This window comes from Kitasatospora sp. NPDC096077 (genome assembly GCF_040303245.1).
Taxonomy (GTDB): Bacteria; Actinomycetota; Actinomycetes; order Streptomycetales; family Streptomycetaceae; genus Kitasatospora.
This window is the reverse complement of the sequence record NZ_JBEOSV010000060.1, coordinates 19,392-35,926: the sequence shown is the minus strand read 5'-3', so window position 1 is coordinate 35,926 and position 16,535 is coordinate 19,392. Positions and strand designations below refer to the sequence as shown.

The 16,535-nt window shown below is 75.8% G+C and carries 15 protein-coding genes and 1 pseudogene; 12 read left to right on the top strand and 4 right to left on the bottom strand.

All coding sequences use genetic code 11. From position 1 onward, the window contains the following. Window positions 1–1,323 precede the first annotated feature (1,323 nt). Window positions 1,324–1,602 carry a hypothetical protein gene (locus ABTZ03_RS34145; protein ID WP_350517036.1) on the bottom strand — a complete coding sequence of 93 codons (279 nt, stop codon included), beginning with the start codon at window positions 1,600–1,602 and terminating at the stop codon, window positions 1,324–1,326. Between the two features lie 760 nt (window positions 1,603–2,362). On the opposite strand from ABTZ03_RS34145, the gene ABTZ03_RS34140 reads away from it, so the two are divergent. The 10 genes and pseudogenes from ABTZ03_RS34140 (at window position 2,363) to ABTZ03_RS34095 (ending at window position 10,699) form a co-directional block, all read left to right on the top strand. Further along, window positions 2,363–2,839, top strand: coding sequence for a hypothetical protein (locus tag ABTZ03_RS34140; RefSeq protein ID WP_350517035.1), 477 nt, complete (start codon window positions 2,363–2,365; stop codon window positions 2,837–2,839). 64 nt (window positions 2,840–2,903) lie between these two features. Then, window positions 2,904–3,329: a phage tail protein gene (locus ABTZ03_RS34135; RefSeq protein ID WP_350517034.1), complete on the top strand. Its 426-nt coding sequence runs from the start codon at window positions 2,904–2,906 to the stop codon at window positions 3,327–3,329. Window positions 3,330–3,382: 53 nt separating this feature from the next. Beyond that, on the top strand, window positions 3,383–4,105 hold the full coding sequence (locus tag ABTZ03_RS34130) for a CIS tube protein (protein ID WP_350517033.1): 723 nt from the start codon (window positions 3,383–3,385) through the stop codon (window positions 4,103–4,105). Next, window positions 4,102–5,880 (top strand): VgrG-related protein, encoded by a 1,779-nt coding sequence (locus ABTZ03_RS34125; protein ID WP_350517032.1) that lies wholly within the window; start codon window positions 4,102–4,104, stop codon window positions 5,878–5,880. Before ABTZ03_RS34130 ends, ABTZ03_RS34125 begins: the two co-directional genes overlap by 4 nt. A 121-nt stretch (window positions 5,881–6,001) precedes the next feature. Beyond that, on the top strand, window positions 6,002–6,316 hold the full coding sequence (locus tag ABTZ03_RS34120; RefSeq protein WP_350517031.1) for a PAAR domain-containing protein: 315 nt from the start codon (window positions 6,002–6,004) through the stop codon (window positions 6,314–6,316). Continuing rightward, window positions 6,313–6,750, top strand: coding sequence for a GPW/gp25 family protein (locus ABTZ03_RS34115; protein ID WP_350517030.1), 438 nt, complete (start codon window positions 6,313–6,315; stop codon window positions 6,748–6,750). Before ABTZ03_RS34120 ends, ABTZ03_RS34115 begins: the two co-directional genes overlap by 4 nt. Beyond that, window positions 6,750–8,711 (top strand): putative baseplate assembly protein, encoded by a 1,962-nt coding sequence (locus ABTZ03_RS34110; protein ID WP_350517029.1) that lies wholly within the window; start codon window positions 6,750–6,752, stop codon window positions 8,709–8,711. The genes ABTZ03_RS34115 and ABTZ03_RS34110 overlap by 1 nt, the downstream gene beginning before the upstream one ends. Next, on the top strand, window positions 8,708–9,271 hold the full coding sequence (locus ABTZ03_RS34105; RefSeq protein WP_350517028.1) for a phage tail protein: 564 nt from the start codon (window positions 8,708–8,710) through the stop codon (window positions 9,269–9,271). The genes ABTZ03_RS34110 and ABTZ03_RS34105 overlap by 4 nt, the downstream gene beginning before the upstream one ends. 3 nt (window positions 9,272–9,274) lie before the next feature. Beyond that, window positions 9,275–9,343: pseudogene (locus ABTZ03_RS34100) on the top strand (zinc-ribbon domain-containing protein); the annotation flags it as partial. Between the two features lie 339 nt (window positions 9,344–9,682). After that, entirely contained in the window at window positions 9,683–10,699 is a 1,017-nt protein-coding gene (locus tag ABTZ03_RS34095; protein ID WP_350517052.1) for an NADase-type glycan-binding domain-containing protein, read from the top strand. A gap of 70 nt (window positions 10,700–10,769) precedes the next feature. Here the strand turns inward: ABTZ03_RS34095 and ABTZ03_RS34090 are convergent, their stop codons facing one another. Further along, window positions 10,770–11,981, bottom strand: a complete 1,212-nt coding sequence (locus ABTZ03_RS34090) for an agmatine deiminase family protein (RefSeq protein WP_350517027.1) — start codon at window positions 11,979–11,981, stop codon at window positions 10,770–10,772. Between the two features lie 257 nt (window positions 11,982–12,238). Between ABTZ03_RS34090 and tatA the strand changes: the two genes are divergently transcribed. Beyond that, window positions 12,239–12,514, top strand: coding sequence for a Sec-independent protein translocase subunit TatA (gene tatA / locus ABTZ03_RS34085; RefSeq protein WP_350517026.1), 276 nt, complete (start codon window positions 12,239–12,241; stop codon window positions 12,512–12,514). Between the two features lie 90 nt (window positions 12,515–12,604). Here the strand turns inward: tatA and ABTZ03_RS34080 are convergent, their stop codons facing one another. Then, entirely contained in the window at window positions 12,605–14,335 is a 1,731-nt protein-coding gene (locus tag ABTZ03_RS34080; RefSeq protein ID WP_350517025.1) for a serine/threonine-protein kinase, read from the bottom strand. A 101-nt stretch (window positions 14,336–14,436) separates the two neighbouring features. After that, window positions 14,437–15,072 carry a TetR/AcrR family transcriptional regulator gene (locus ABTZ03_RS34075; protein WP_350517024.1) on the bottom strand — a complete coding sequence of 212 codons (636 nt, stop codon included), beginning with the start codon at window positions 15,070–15,072 and terminating at the stop codon, window positions 14,437–14,439. A gap of 160 nt (window positions 15,073–15,232) precedes the next feature. On the opposite strand from ABTZ03_RS34075, the gene ABTZ03_RS34070 reads away from it, so the two are divergent. Continuing rightward, window positions 15,233–16,462 (top strand): agmatine deiminase family protein, encoded by a 1,230-nt coding sequence (locus tag ABTZ03_RS34070; protein ID WP_350517023.1) that lies wholly within the window; start codon window positions 15,233–15,235, stop codon window positions 16,460–16,462. Window positions 16,463–16,535 lie beyond the last annotated feature (73 nt).

The following is a 16,535-nucleotide window of genomic DNA, read 5'->3' as shown; positions in this document are numbered from 1 at the left end:
GACGGGTGCCACCGCGCCGAAGGCCGACGTGCCGAAGGCTGATGCCGTGTCCCCGCAGCGGAGCGGGACGGCGGACCCGGCGCACCGTCCGGTGCGGCCGCGTACCGTCGGCGCACCGCTGACCGTCGCGCGACGGCCGCGGGCGCTGCCCGCGCGCCCGATCGCCGCCGTGCCCGGGCGGGGCCGGACGACGACGGATGCCGTCGGAGCGCCGGCGAGCCGGGGCGCGGACTCCCCGCGTCCTGCGGCGGCGCCGGAAACGGCCGAGAACGCAGCACCGTCCACGAACTTCCGGGCCACCGCGCCCGGTTTCTCCGATGCGCCCGCGCGCCCCGGGCAGGCCGACGGGCCGACCGTCCAGCGTGCCGCCGCGCCGAGCGTTCCCGGACCGGCCCGCCCGGTCCTCGGCGCGCCGCTGACCGCGCTGCCCGCGAGTGCCGCGCCCTTGGCTTCCGGCGGTCCCCGGACCGCCGTGCCTGCCCCGGGCGACACCGCCATGCCCGTCGTCCGGGCCGACGCGGGGCCTGCCGGCGCCGCACCCGCGGTGTCCACGACTCCGTCGAGCGCCGCGCCCGCACCGGGTGGTGCGACGGCCGGGCCCCAGGGCCGTGCCGACGCCGGGCCGTCCGGGACGGGGGCCCGCGCTGCGGGCTCCGCCCGAGCGGGTGGGGCGGCACCTGTCGCCCGCCCCGAGCGCGGGACCGGCGCAGGCGCTTCCGTCCAGCGCGCGCCGTCCTCCGGCGCGTCGTCCGCAGGCACGTCGTCCTCCGGCGCATCGTCTTCCACCACGTCGTCTTCCACCACGTCTTCCGGAAGCGGCACTTCGGCGGGGACGCCGTCCTCGTCCGCCGCCGTGCCGTCCGCGCGGGACTCCGAACGCACCGGGCTGGCCCGGCCCACTCCGGCCCCCGCCCGAGCGCGCAGCGGCCTGGGCGCGCCCCTCGACGCGCTGCCGCCGACGGCTGCGGCGCCGGGCGCCTCCGCCCCGCTGCTCGGCGGCCGGCGGCCGGTCCGGCGGGTCATGGGGCCGATGTCGGGAGTCGGCGGGCCGAGCGTGCAGCGTGCCGCGGAGCGCCCCGGCCCCGACGCTGGAGAGTCAACTCCACTGCCGGTGGTAAGTAATGACGGACTGTCAGCGACGCGGCGCGGCTTCGACGACGACCGGACCCCGGCGGTCGGAAGCGCCCCGGGGGCTGCTCCGCGCGTACCGGGTGGCGGCAGTGTCCCGGTGGTCCAGCTGACGGTTCCCCAGCGGTCGGCAGGTGGTGGACCGGGCATCCAGCGTGCCGTCGAACTGCCCGGCCGCAGGCGCGGGTTGCTCGGTCAGCGACCGATGAACGTCACCCTCGCCGCCGCGTCGGCGGCCTCCTCGGTGAGCGGCACCGCCGCCCGCCCGGCGTCCGCCCCGCCCGTGGTCCCGGTCGCCTGGCCCAAGGCGCAGGCGCTGGTGCCCCGTACGGACGGCGGACCGGCAGCGCTGTCGGCATCGACGGCGGCACCGACCACGGCACCGACGCGTGACCGGGGCGGACGGCGCCCGGCGGCCATCCAGCAGAGCCAGCAGAGCCAGCAGAGCCGGCAGAGCAGGGAGAGCCGGAGCACCGTCGGCCGGTCGGCCCCGCAGGGGAGCCCGGCACGGTCCGACGCGCCGGGGGCCGGCGCGGGAGCGGGCGGTTCCGCCGGTGGCGGAGTGGTGCGCGGGGTCGTCTCCGCCGTACAGCGTGCGCGGTTCCGACGCTCCTCGGACGGCCGGGTGGACGGCGCCCGGACGGTGACCGATCAGCCTGCCGTGCAGCGGAGTGCGGTGCCGCGCGCGGCCCGGCCGGAGTCCCGGCGGTCGCAGGACGGCGGGGGCGGCTCCGGCAGCGCGGCTGCTCAACCTCCTTCGGTCGGACGGACCTTGGCAGGGGGCGCAGGCAGGGCCTTCACCGGGAGTGCGGGTGGGACGGCCGTTCCGTCGGTGCCCGTCGTCCGGCCCGCGCCGCCGGCGGCTCAGCTGATCCAGCGGGCACCGGCCGCGTCCGGGCCGTTGCCGCAGCAGCCGTCCGCGGGGCCCTCGCCGGTCGTGCCACTGGCCGCGCCGGCCGCGCCGTCAGGGCCGTTCGGGCAGGCCACGGGCGTCCCGTCGGTACGACCCGAGCCCGTCCGGCCGGCCGCAGCGGTGGCATCGGCGGCCCCTCCGGTCCAGTCGCTGCAGCGGCTCCCGGTCGTCTCCGGGGTACGCCCGCAGCCCTCCGCGGCGCCCTCAACGGTCATCTCGTCCGGGCCCGCCTACACGGGCGCCGCGACCGGATGGCCCGAGCCCGTCCGGCCGGCGGCAGCGACGGCAGTGTCGGTACCGGCGCCGTCGTCGGCGCCGTCGGTGCAGTCCGTCCAGCGGCTCCCGGTCGTCGCCGGGCCGCCGCCGCAGCTGCCCACCGCGCCCACGCCGGTCGTCCCGTCCGGACCGTCGGGGCCGTTCGGACCGTCCGGACTGTCCACGCCGCCCGTCCGCCCCGCACCGTCCACGCCCGGTACGGCGCGGCTGCTGCAGCGGGTGGCCGAGCAGACGGGCCTGGTCGGGGTGCCGCTGACCGCCGTTCCGGCCCGGACCCCGACCACGGTGCAGGCCGCGCCGCCGAAGAGCCCGCCGTCCGCGTCCGCGTCCGCGTCCACGTCCACGTCCGCGTCCACGTCGGCGGCGAAGGCCACCGACCCCGCCGAGACCCCCGACCGGGCGGCACCCGCCGACCTGGACGAACTGGCCCGGCGCCTGGTCGAACCGGTCGGACGGCTGCTGCGCACGGAGCTGCGCCGGGGCCGGGAACGCGCCGGGAAGCCGTACGACCTGCGCCGCTGACCACAGGGCGGGCAGGCCGGGGCAACAGCACGCAAGGAAGCAAGGAAGCAGGAAACGGGGACCGATGACCGACAACATCTTCGCGAGCAGCGTCTTCTTCAGCCTCACCATCGGCGGCAACGACCTGGGCGAGTTCACCACCTGCTCCGGTCTCGGCGCCCAGGTCGAGATCGAGCAGTACGCGGAGGGCGGCAACAACGGTTTCTCCTGGCAGCTGCCGGGCCGCATCACCTGGACGAACATCACGCTGACCCGCGCGGTCACGGCGGACACCCTCAAGATCGCGCGCTGGCTGAACGAGATCGTCCGCAAGGTGGAGCCGAAGGACGGCGAGATCGTGGCGCTGCGGCCGGACCTCAGCCGGATCGTCGGCTGGCAGGTGCTCGGCATCGTCCCGGTGCGCTGGGAGGGGCCGTCCTTCGACCCGTCGAACTCCCAGGCGGCGGTGGAGACCCTGGAGATCGCCCACGCGGGCCTGCGCCCGTCCTGACCCGCCCGCCCCCGAGACCGGAACTTCCCCCCCCCACCCAAGGAGCACGCAGGATGTCCTCGGCGGTCCCCGCGAGCGTCACCCGGGCCCAACTGACCATCATGGAGCCCCCGTCCACGGTCGGCGCCCAGCCCGGCGGGGCGATCGCGCGGCTGCCGCTGCAGTTCAACCCGGCGACCCTGGTGCTGCGCAAGAGCACCGAGTGGCGGCGCACGCCGTCCCGGATGGCCGGGGAGTCGGCGCTGCCGGAGTTCGTCGGCAGCGGTCCGCGGTCGCTGTCGCTCGACGTGTTCCTGGACGCGACGGCGAGCCACGACAACTCGGTGGAACGGGCGGTGGAGCAGCTGATGAAGGCCTGCGTGCCCACCCCGACCAGCCTGGCCCGCAAGACCCCGGCCAGCCCGTGGATCCGGCTGGACTGGGGCACCCTCAAGACCACCTCCTTCAACGGCGTGCTGAGCGGTCTGTCGGTCACCTACACGCTGTTCGACGTGGACGGCAGTCCGCTGCGCGCGGTGTGCTCGCTCTCCATCGACGAGGCCAGCGTCGACCCGGCCGGGCAGAACCCCACCTCCGGCTCCCCGGAGGCCCGCAGCACCCACCGGGTGGTGGCGGGCGACAGCCTGCCGCTGCTGGCGTGGCGCGCGTACGGGGACGCGACGGCCTGGCGCACCATCGCGGAGGCCAACGACATCGACGATCCGCTGGCGCTGGTCCCCGGGGCCGAGCTGATCGTGCCGGGGATCGACGAGCTGACCCGGGGTGGTCGGTCGTGACGACACCCGAGGCCCGGGGCGGCCGGCCGTTCGCCGCGGATCCCGTCGTGGAGGCGCCGGGGCAGCTGCCGCCGGCGTGGGCGGCCCAGCTGGTGTCCTGCGACATCGAGGAGAGCGTCGGCCTGCCCGACACGGCGGTGCTCAGCTTCCGGGACGCCGACCACACCTTCCTGACCGCGACCGGCATCACCATCGGAACGCCTCTCAAGGTGTCCGTGGTGACCGTCCAAGGGCACACCCAGGTGCGGTTGTTCACCGGCGAGGTGACGGCGCTGGAGCTGGAGGTGGACACCACCGGCTCGTACACCGTGCTGCGGGCCTCGGCGGTGACCCACCGGCTGATGCGCGGGCGCCGGGTGAAGGCCTTCCGGAACATGACGACCGCCGACATCGTCCGCGAGGTCGCCGCCGGCGCGGGCCTGAGCTGCGGGAAGGTCGACTCCTTCCCGGTGGTGCACCAGCAGCTGTCCCAGGCGAACGTCGCGGACTGGGAGTTCCTGCAGTTCCTGGCGCAGGAGAGCGGTGCCCAGGTGCGGGTGGACGACGACGGCAAGCTGGAGTTCGTCCGGCCGCAGCCCGCCTCCGCCGCGCCGGCCCCGAACACGCCCGCGCCGCAGAACCCGCTGGTCCTGGAGTACGGCCGCAACCTGCTGGAGCTGCGCGGGGTGCTGACCGGCGCGGCCGGGGCGGACACCGTGGAGGCGCGCGGCTGGAACGTCACCACCAAGAGCGCCCTGGTCGCCACCGAGCCCGCCCTGACCGCGCCGACCGTGCAGCCGGGGATGAGCCCCTCGGTGGTGGCCTCCGCCTTCCCCGGCCCGACCCGGCTCACCGTCGCCGACACCCCGTACCGCACCCAGGCGGAGACCGCCGCGGTGGCGCGTTCGCTGGCCGCCTCGGTGGCGGCCGGCTTCGGCGAGCTGGAGGCGGTCGCCGAGGGCAACCCGCGGCTGCGGGCGGGCACCCCGGTCGCCCTGGGCAACGTCGGTGCGGCCTTCTCCGGCCGCTACACCGTCACCGGGGCCCGCCACCTGCTGGAGCCCTTCCGCGGCTACCGGACCACGGTGGTGGTCAGCGCGTCGCCGGACCGCTCGCTGGCCGGGCTGGCCACCGGCGGCAACGCGCCGCCGCGCGGGCCGCGGATGCCCGGCCTGGCCGTCGCCGTGGTCACCGACGTGCGCGAGCCGGGCGACGGGAAGCGCGGCTGGGTGCGGCTGAAGTTCCCCTGGCTGGACGACACGTACGTCTCCGACTGGGTGCGCACCGTGCAGTGGGGCGGCCACGGGGGCGGCGGCGTGGTCAGCCCCGAGGTCAACGACGAGGTGCTGGTGGGGTTCGAGCAGGGCGACCTGGACAGCCCCTATGTGCTGGGCGGCCTCTACAACGGCGTGGACCGGCCCTCCCCGCACGACGTGCCGCTGGTGGACGCCACCGCGGGCACGGTCAACCGCCGCTCCGTGGTGTCCCGTTCGGGCCACCGGATGGAGCTGCTGGACGTGCCGGGCGGTCAGTCCGGCGTCCGACTGGCCAGCGGGGACGGAAAGTTGGAGGTCCGGCTGGACCAGCAGCACGGGGAGATCGTGCTGACCGTGCACGGCGGGATGGGCGGGGCGGGCAGCACGGTGCGGCTCAGCCCCTCGGGGATCACCCTGGACGCGGGCACCGGCACGGTGGACGTGCGCGGCGGCTCGGTGACCGTCCGGGGCAGCACGACGGTCACCGTCGAGGGTGGCGCCGAGGCGGTTCTCAAGGGGGCGTTCGTGCGCATCAATTGACGTGACGTCAGAATGCGTGACGTCGGCACTCGGGACCTCGAAGTGTCCGACCTCGAAATGCCCGACGTCGGATTGGAAGACCACTGTGCTCCGGCAGGAGCCATCGGAACGGAGACCGTACATGCCCCCCGCAGCCCGGACCGGCGACCCCACCGACCACGGTGGCGCCCTCACCACCCCGCCGCCGGGTGCCGCCCTCAAGGTCGCGACGGTGCTGATCGGCGGCAGGCCCGCCGCGGTGGCCGGCACCGTGCACGCCTGCGTCCCGCACGTGGAGATGGGCCCGGCCAACCTGGTCGAGCCCCAACTCGGCGGGGTGACCGGGGGAGTGGTGCTGATCGGCGGTCTGCCCGCGGCCCGGATGGGCGACAAGACGACCTGCGGCGCGACCATCGTCGCCGGGGCGTTCAACGTGCTGATCGGAGGCGCGATATGACCAGCAGCTTCATCGGCCGCGGCTGGGCCTTCCCGCTGCGGGTGAACGCCACCGGCGGCATCGGCATGGTGGAGCGGGACCGGGAGATCGCGGAGGCCATCCGGCTGATCCTCGGCACCGCCCCCGGCGAGCGGCCGATGCGCCCGGAGTTCGGCTGCGGCATCCACGAGTACGTCTTCGCCCCGGGCGACAGCACCACCGCCGGGCGGATCGCCCGCGAGGTGCGGATCGCACTGGAGCGCTGGGAGCCGCGGATCACCGTGGACGACGTGGTGATCGCCTTCGACCGGGTCGACGAGGGCACCCTCTACATCGACGTCCACTACACCGTGCGCGCCACCAACGACCGCCGCAACCTGGTCTTCCCCTTCTACACCATCCCGGAACACCCGGACCTCGAACGGGCGGCCGCGATCGAGGAGAACGTGCGCTGATGGCCCTGCCCTCCCCGAACCTGGACGACCGCCGCTTCCAGCAACTGGTCGACGAGGCCAAGCGCTACGTCCAGCAGCGCGCGCCGGAGTGGACCGACCACAACGTCTCCGACCCCGGCGTCACCCTGATCGAGACCTTCGCCTACCTGGTCGACCAGCTGCTCTACCGGCTGAACCGGGTCCCGGAGAAGAACTACGCCGCCTTCCTCGACCTGCTGGGCATCCGGCTCTTCCCGCCCGCCGCCGCCCGCGCCGACGTCGACTTCTGGCTCTCCGCGCCGCAGCCCGAGACCGTCCTGCTGCGCGCGGGCACCGAGGTCTCCACCCTGCGCACCGAGACCGACGACGCCGTGGTCTTCGGCACCGCCGAGGACCTCCCGATCGTCCCCAGCGCCCTGGACCGGCTGGTCACCGTCTCCGCCTCCGGCGAGCAGGCCGACGTCACCGGCCGGCTGGCCGACGGCGTCGACGTGCGCTGCTTCCAGCCGCGCCCCGCCGCCGGGGACGCCATGCTCTTCGCCCTGCCGGCCGTGGTGCCGCGCTGCATCCTGGCCGTCCGGCTGGACAGCCGGGTGGAGGGCGTCGGCGTCGACCCGCGCCAGCCCCCGCTGGCCTGGGAGGTGTGGGACGGCGCGCGCTGGATCGCCTGCGAGACCGGCAGCGACACCACCGGCGGGCTCAACCGGCCCGGCGAGGTCGTGGTGTTCGTGCCCGCCGGGCACACCGCCTCGGTGGTCGCCGGGCGGCGGGCCGGCTGGCTGCGCTGCCGGGTCACCGAGCCGCGGCCCGGCCAGCCGTTCTACTCCGAGTCGCCCACCGTCCGCCGGGCGGAGGTGTTCACCATCGGCGGCACCGCCACCGCCGTGCACGCCCAGACCGTCACCGGCGCCCCGCTCGGCACCTCCGAGGGGGTCGCCGGACAGCGCTTCCGGCTGGCCCGTCCGCCGGTGCTGCTGGACGGCGAGCCCCCGGTGGTCGAGGTCTCGGCCGGCGAGGGCTGGCAGCGCTGGACGGTGGTCGAGCACTTCGGCGACTCCGAACCGACCGACCGGCACGTGGTGCTGGACGCGACCAACGGCGAGTTCCACCTGCCGCCCGCCGTCCGCGAACCCGACGGCAGCCTGCGCGCCTTCGGCGCGGTGCCGCCCAAGGGCGCCCAACTGCGCGTCCCGACCTACCGCACCGGCGGCGGCATCGCGGGCAACGTCGCCCGCAGCACCATCACGGTGCTGCGCAGCTCCGTCCCGTACATCGCCCGGGTGGACAACCGCGAGGCGGCCCGCGGCGGGGTCGACGGCGAGACCGTGGAGAACGCCAAGCTGCGCGCCCCGCACCAGCTGCGACTGCAGGAACGCGCCGTCACCGCGGGGGACTTCGAACTGATCGCCCGCCAGGCCGCGCCCTCCGCCGCCCGGGTCAGCTGCGTGCCGGCCGGCGGCGGGGAGGCCGGGACGGTACGGGTCCTGGTCGTCCCGGACGCCGTCGCCGACGAGGGCGAACGGCTGCGCTTCGAGCAACTCATCCCGGACGAGCAGGTGTTGGCCGCCGTCGCGACCGCCCTGGACGAGCGGCGGCTGATCGGCACCCGGGTCCTGGTGCAGCCCCCTTCCTACCAGGGCGTGACGGTGGTGGCCCGGCTCACCACCCGCGCCGCCGACCCGGACCGGGTCCGCGAGGAGGTGCTCGACGCGCTCTACCGCTACCTCAACCCGCTGCGCGGCGGCGCCGACGGCCGGGGCTGGCCGTTCGGCCGGGCGGTGCAGTACGGGGAGGTGTTCGCCGTGCTCCAGCGGGTGGCCGCGGTCGCGGGCGTCGAGGAGCTGCGGCTGTTCCCGGCCGACCCGATCACCGGGCGCCGGGGAGCGCCCGCCGAACGGGTCGACGTCCCGCCGGACGCCCTGGTCTTCTCCCACCAGCACCAGATCGTGATCACCACCGCCGCCGAGGACGGGACGGCATGAGCAGAGCCGCGGTCCCGGGGCTGCCCAGCCCGCACCCGATCGGCGAACTGCTGCCCGCGCTGTTCGCCGAGGACGACTTCGCCCAGCGCTTCACGGCCGGCCTGGACACCGTCCTCGCGCCGGTCTTCGCCACCCTGGACAACCTGCCCGCCTACTTCCAACCCCGGCTCGCACCAGGCGACTTCGTCGACTGGCTGGCGTCCTGGGTCGCGGTGGACGTCGACCCGGCCTGGCCGGACGAGGTGCGCCGCGCGGTGGTCGGCCGGGCGATGGAACTGCACCGGTGGCGCGGCACCCGGCGCGGCCTCACCGAGCGGCTGCGCCTGGTGCTGGGCGCCGGCGCCGAGATCGTGGACGGCGGCGGCGTCTCCTGGGCCACCGCGCCCGGCGACGCCCCGCTGCCCGCGCACAGCGGCGAGGTGCTGGTGCGGGTCTGGCCGCTGAACGGGGCGGCGCTGGACGAGGACCAGGTGCTGGCCGTCGTCCGGGCGGGCTGCCCGGTCCACCTGACCTGCCGGGTCGAGATCCTGCCCGGGGCACCCGGGCGAGCGGAGGGCTGACGGATGCCGGTGTGTCCCGAGTGCGGTACGGCGAACGCGGAGGGGGACGACTTCTGTGGCAACTGCGGCGCGTACCTGGGGTGGTCGCGCAGCGGCCCGACCTCCCCGCCCGCGTCTCCGCCCGTGTCCTCGCCCACGTCCCCGCCCGCGTCGACCCCTCCGTCGACTTCGCGGTCGACGTCTTCGTCGGCCGCTCCCTCGACTTCTCCCACGACCTCGCGGTCAACGTCCCGGTCGACGCCGACGCCGACGCCGACGCCGGTGCCCGAGCCCACCGCCGCCACGCCCGCGCCCGGCGCGGCTGCGGCACCGGCTCCGGCACCGGCTCCGGCAGCGGCGCCCGCCCCGGCCGAGCCCGACGCGCCCGGGACGGCACGCACCGGGTCCACCTGGCGGAACGTCTCCCGGCGGGTGACCAGCCGCAGCCGACGCACCCAGCCGACCGAGCCGGAGTCCGGGACACCGGCCCCACCCGTCGAGGAGCCGACGGTCCCGCCGGCCACCGGGACCACCCGCTCGACCTCCACCCGCGCCCGCCCGGCCCCCGAAACCCCGGCGGAGCCGCCCCGGACAGCGCCCCCCGCCGCCGATCCGGGTCCGGTTCCGGCCCGCGCGCCCGAGCCCGAACCCGAACCCGAACCGCAGGCCGACCCGGTGGCCGTGCAGCCCGCCAAGCCCGTCGCCCCGCGTCCGGTCGTCCGCGCCACCGCGGCCGAGGAGGCCCAGGACGGCCCGCCGTGCCCCCGCTGCGGCACGCCCAACCTGCCCGAGCGGCGCTTCTGCCGCCGCTGCGCGGCCCCGCTGACCGTCACCGCGGCGCCGCCGAAACTGCCCTGGTGGCGCACCCGTTGGCCGTTCCGCCGCCGGGTGCGGATGGGCGGTTCGGGCAATGCGCTGCGCCGCGTCATCGCGCTGATCGTGGTGCTCGCGCTGGTGGTGGCCGGCATCCTGCTGTACCCGCTCGGCAAGAGCGCCTTCCAGGACGTGCTGGACAAGCTCGGCAGCACCGCGCCGGTCAGTCCCTCGGTGACCACGGCGAGCGCCGCGGTCGAGGGCCACCCCGCGAGCGCGGCCGACGACGGTCTCAGCAACACCTACTGGGGGGCGCCCGCGATCGGGGACTCGATCGACTTCACCTTCCGCAGCCCGTTCCGGCTGGTGGACCTGATCGTCCACACCGGCGCCTCCGCGGACCCGGAGCAGTTCCGGCAGCAGGCCCGCCCGGTCGTGCTGACCCTGGAGGTGACGTCCTCGGACGGGGAGGTGCACCGCAAGCAGCTCACCCTCAACGACCAGCCGGGCCCGCAGACGGTGGCGACCGGGATCAGCGACGTCGTCCAGGTCAAGCTCACCGTCCGCGAGGCCGCGGGCACCGCGCCCGGCCACACCATCGCCCTGGCCGAGGTGGAGTTCTTCAAGCGCACCTGAGACGCCGCCGGCCGGTGCCCGCCCCCCACGCGTGGGGGGCGGGCACCGGCCGTTCGATCGGCGGGCCGGTTCAGCCGGCGGCCGGCTGGTCGTGGGTGGAGCAGTGGATGCCGCCGCCGCCGGAGGCGATGGTGTCGATCGGCAGCGGGACGATCTCGCGGTCCGGGAACTGGTCCTTGAACACCTCCTGGGCGTGCCCGTCGGCCCGCGCGTCACCGAACTTCGGCAGGTAGACGCCCTTGTTGCCGATGTAGAAGTTCATGTACGAGGAGACGAAGGAGTCGCCCCGACCGGTGATCCGGTCCGGGTCGGGCTGGCTGATCTCGACCACCTTGAGCTTCTTGCCGGTGGCGTCGGTGGCCTCCGCCAGGACGGCCCGGGCCTGGTCGGCGGAGCGGGACCAGACGTCCGCGGGGGTGCCGGGGAAGGCCCGGTCCAGGAAGACCACGCCGGGGGCGGCGAACCGGGCCAGGCAGTCGACGTGGGCGTCGGTGATGTCCTTGCCCTTGACGCCGGCCAGCCAGATCACCTTGGTGACGCCCAGGGCCTGCTTGAGCTCCGCCTCGATCTGGTCGCGGTCGCGGCCCGGGTTGCGGTTGGCGTTGACGATCGAGCTCTCGGTGATCAGCAGCGTGCCCTGGCCGTCGCTCTCGAACGAGCCGCCCTCGGCGACCAGTTGGGTCGCGACCCGCTCGACCCCGTACTTGTCCAGGACGGCCCGGGCGATCCGGGCGTCGTTGGCGTGCTCCTGCTTGCCGCCCCAGCCGCTGAAGTTGAAGTCGACGCCCTTGACCTTTCCGCCCTCCTCGACGAACACCGGCACGGTGTCGCGGGCCCACAGGTCGTCCACCGGGACGGACAGCAGCTCGACGTCCTTGCCGCAGGCGTTGCGGGCCGAGTCCTCCTGGCCGGGGCGGACCAGCAGTACCAGCGGCTCGCGGCCGCCGATGGCCCGGGCCACCGAGGCGATGTCCTTCCGTACCGCGCCGAGCTGTTCGCCCCAGACGTTCTCCGAGGCGGGCCAGGCCATGAAGGTCCGCTCGTGCTTCTCCCACTCGCCGCCGAGCCGGCGCCCGCCGGCCGGGGCGGAGCCGGTCGCGGAGGGGGCGGGCGTCGGGGCGGTGCCGCCGGTGGGCTGGTCGGCGGGGGCGGAGGAGGACGGCGCGGCCGGATCCGCCCGGTCGTCGTCGGTGGCCGCGCAGGCGGTCGCGCCGACCGCGATCAGGCCGGCGCCGGCGAGGGTACGCAGCACCGTGCGGCGCGCGAGGGAGGACTGGGACACGGTGGACTCCGGTGGGGCTGAGGGCGGAACGGTCCGGCGCGGCGGGCGGGGCTCCGAGGAGTGCTGCGCATGGCGCCGGTCGGCGGCGGGCACGGGCGCCCGGCATCGCCGGATTGAACTCTCGCATTGACTGAAAAATCAGTCAAGCTTTACGGTGAAGACCGGTGAAGACCACCCAAACCACCCCGAGACGACCGGGGCCGCCCGTACCCGGCCCCGGTCCCGGTCCCGACGACGAAAGGCCGGGTGAGGCGGCGATGCTGCGCAACGGACTGGAACCCTGGCACCTGCTGGTGGTGCTGGCGGTCGTGGTGCTGCTCTTCGGATCCAAGAAGCTGCCCGAGATGGCGCGCGGACTGGGGAAGTCGATGCGCATCCTCAAGGCGGAGACGGCGGCGATGCGGGAGGAGGACCAGGCCACGGCGGAACCGGCGGCCCCGGGCGCACCGGCCGTCGGAGCTCCCGCAGCCGCCCCCGCGGCACCCGCACCACCGCCCGCCGCGAAGGCCGAACCGCCCCGGCGACCGGCCTGACCGGCGCGCGGGCGCGGGGGGGGGGCGCCCCCCCCCCCCCCCCCCCCCGGCGGGGCGGGGGGCCCCCCCCCCCCCCCACGCCCGGAGCGCTCAGCCGTTGCGGCGGTAGTGGTCCAGCGAGACCCGGACCGGCCCGTCCGCGCCCGCCGCCGACAGCACCCGGACGACGGCCAGCTCCCGGCCGTCCGCCGACCGCACGCAGAAGGCCCGCGAGCCCACCGCGCTGAACGGCACCCGCGCGGTGGGGTGGTCGGCGAGCCCCTGGAGGCACTCGGCGGGGCCGAGGCCGGCGTCCCGGCCGAGGAAGGAGTCGGCGCCCTCCGGGATCAGGAACTCGCTGTCGCTGCGCCCCAGGTACCAGCTCACGCTGTCGGTCGGCACCACCGTGCCCGCGGCGAGGTCGAACTCGTAACCGGGATCCGCCGAGGTCAGCTCCGCCGCCCGGTAGTCGGCCGTGTAGGCGGCGGCGGGCCCGGGCGGCGTCGGGCGGCCCGACGGGGCGTCGGCGCCGGCGGGGGCCGACCGGGTGGGGCTCGGTGCGCCGCCGGGCGTCGACGGGGCGACGGGAGTGCCGGGGGTGCCGGGTGCGGGGGAGCCGGACACCGGGGCGTCGGCGGTCGCCGCCTCCACCGGATCGGGGTCGTCGAGCACCAGCACGGCCGCCGCGGCGCCCACGGCCAGGGCGACGACGGCGATCAGCGCGGTCCGCCCGCGGGCCCGCTTCGGCCGCACCCCGGACCGAACCCCGGGCCGTACCTCGGGCCGCGCCTCCACAGGCGGGGGAGCGGCCGCCGCCGCGGGCCCGGTGGCGAGCAGCGTGGGCGTGGGCCCCGGCGACGGCGCGAGCACCGTCGGGAGGGCGTCCAGCCCGGGCCGGGCGGCCTCGGCGGGCGCCTGCGGCAGGTCGGCGTGCCGGGTGATCTGGCTGGTCAGCGGTTGCGGCAGCCAGTCCTCGCCGAACCGGAGGTGCCCGCCGACGGCCGGGTGGCTGCGGGCGGCGGCGATCACCTCGGCGGTGGTCGGCCGGTCCTCCGGCCGCTTGGCCAGGCAGCGGCGGAAGAGTGCGCGCAGGCTCTCCGGCACCCGGTCGAGATCGGGTTCCTCGTGCACCGTCCGGTAGAGCGCCGCGGGGTGCGGGCCGTCGCCGAACGGCGGGGTGCCGCCCGCGACGTGGACGGCGAGCGCGCCGAGGGCGTAGACGTCGGTGGCCGGGGTGGCGGCCTGCCCGACGGCCTGCTCGGGGGCCATGTAGGCGGGCGAGCCGATCCGCAGTCCGGTGCCGGTCAGCGCGACGGCGTCGGCCGCGCGGGCGATGCCGAAGTCGATCACCCGGGGGCCGTCGGCGGCGATCAGCACGTTGGCGGGCTTGAGGTCGCGGTGCACCACCCCGCTGGCGTGGATCGCCTGGAGCGCCTCGGCGATCCCGGCCACCAGCAGCAGCACGGTGCGTTCGGGGAGCGGGCCGTGGCGCTGCACCACCTGCTGGAGCGAGGGGCCGGGCACGTACGTGGTGGCCAGCCAGGGGGTGGGGTCGTCCGGGCCGGCGTCCACCAGCTGGGCGGTGAACAGGCCGTGGATGAGCCGGGCGCTGGCCACCTCCTGGGCGAACCGGGCCCGGAACTCCGGGTCCCCGGCCAGCTCCGGGCGCACCACCTTGAGCGCCACCGGGCGGCCGCCCGGGGTGTAGGCGAGGTAGACCCGGCCCATGCCGCCGGCGCCGAGCCGGGCGTACAGCAGGTGGCCGCCGATCTCGCGCGGGTCGTCCGGGGCCAGCTCCTGGAAGACCGGCTGGAGGGCGAAGGGGGATCGGTCAGCGGACATGCGGGCTGCCTCTCTCGGCGGACAGGGACGGGAAGCGGAGCCGCCGCGCCCTCGGACGGGCGGCCGGCGGCCCGCTGGCGCCGCAGAGTTTAGAGGTTCCGTCAGGATCCATCGAATCCGCCCCCGCCCGGGCCGCGGACGGCGCCCGGGCGGCCGTTCCCCAGCTCGGCCTCGATCGCGCCGTGGAGCAGCCGGCGGGCCTGCTCGACCGGCAGCGAGCCGCTCAGCCAGCGCACGCTGAGGCCCTCGACCAGGGCGGTCAGCCGCTCGGCGGCGGCCGCGTGGGCCGTGGCGGTGCCGAACGGGTCGGCGTGGGCGAGCAGTTCGGCGACGTCGTGCACCCAGCTGTGGGTGTTCCGCGCCAGGTCCTCGCGCAGGTCCGGTTCGAAGACGGCGCTCGCCCGCAGTTCGCCCCAGGCGGTGCTGTTCTCCCGCACCTCGGTGGTGTCCTGGAGTTCCAGCAGCAGGACCTGTTCCAGCTCGGTGCGCGGGTCCCGGTCGCCCGGCGGCGTCCGGGCGGGGGCGGCCTCGTCCTCGGCGGTGTAGTGGTCGGCGCGTTCGCTGATGTACTCCAGCGTCTCGCGCAGGATCCCCGCCCGGTCGGTGAAGTGGTAGTAGATCAGCGCGGTGGACACGCCGGCCTCGGCGGCCAGTTCGCCCATCCGCAGGCCGCGCACGCCGCGTCGGGCGATGACGCGGGTGGCGGCTTCGAGTATGCCTCTCCGGCGGTCCGACATGGGCGCCAACTCTACCGGCCCGGAGCCCGACCTTGACGAAATCCTGATCAATTTGTCAGTTCGGCTCGCGTAATCCTGCTCACAGGGTTGACTGGATTTTCAGTGAGGTACAGGATGCGGGGCAACCCCCACACCTCCCCACCTCTTGCAGGGAGCGTTCATGACCACCCCCACGCCTTCCCGGGCCACCCCCGTGCCCGCACGCCGAAGACTTCTCCAGTTCGGCGCGGCGGCCCTCCCGGCGCTCGCCCTCGGCGCGGCCCTGCCGAGCCCCGCCCGGGCGGCGGCCCCGGACCCGACGGCCCCCGAACCGTCGACGGCCACCGCCGCCGGCACCGCAGCCACCCCCACCACGCTGCGGATGCCGGCCGAGACCGACTGCCACGACCGCACCTTCATGGCCTGGCCCGCGCTGTCCTCGATCTGGGGCAACCAGCTCTCGGCCGTCCGGGACGACATCGCCCGGGTCGCCTGCGCGATCTCCCGCTACGAGCCCGTCGTCGTGGTGGCCCGCCCGGAGCAGGCCGAGGACGCCCGCTACTGGCTCGGCCGCGGCGGCTCCTACGGCATCACCGTGCTGGAGATCGCCGACGACGACCTCTGGATACGGGACTTCGGCCCGACCTTCCTGACCGCCCCGGGCGCGATCGCCGGGGTCGACACCAACTTCAACGGCTGGGGCAAGAGCGGCACGCCGTACTACCAGCCCTACGCCGAGGACGCCGCCGTCGCCGCGGCCCTGCTCGCCGACTACGGCGTCCCGCGGATCCGGGCGTCCTTCGTCGGCGAGGGCGGCGCCCTGGAGACCGACGGCCAGGGCACCCTGCTGGCCACCGTCAGCTCCCTGGTCAACCCGAACCGCAACCCCGGCATGACCCAGGACCAGGTCGAGCAGGCCCTGAGGACCGGCCTCGGCCTGGACAAGGTGATCTGGCTCCCCGGCCTGGCCGGCCAGGACATCACCGACGACCACGTCGACTGCCTGGCCCGCTTCACCGCCCCCGGCCGGGTCCTGCTCGACCGGCCCGGCCCGGGCACCGACCAGGTCTGGATCGACGTCTACCAGCAGGCCAAGCAGGCCCTGGCCGGCGCCGTCGACGCCCAGGGCCGCCCGCTGGTCGTCACCGAACTCCCGGGCCCGGACCGCACGTTGATCCGCGGCCGGGGCAAGGACTTCCTCTCCAGCTACACCAACTTCTACACCGCCAACGGCGCCGTGTTCGTCCCGCAGTTCGGCGACACCGTTGCCGACGGGATGGCCTATGTGATCCTCCAAGCCGCCTTCCCGGACCGCGACGTGGTCCAGCTGAACATCGACACCATCGCGGGCGGCGGAGGCGGCATCCACTGCGCCACCCAGTCCCAGCCCACCGTGCCACCCCTCCTCTGAACCGTCCCGATCCGGACCGTCCCGACCGGGACCCGTTCCGATCCGGACCCGTCCAGACCCCCGGCGGCCCGTG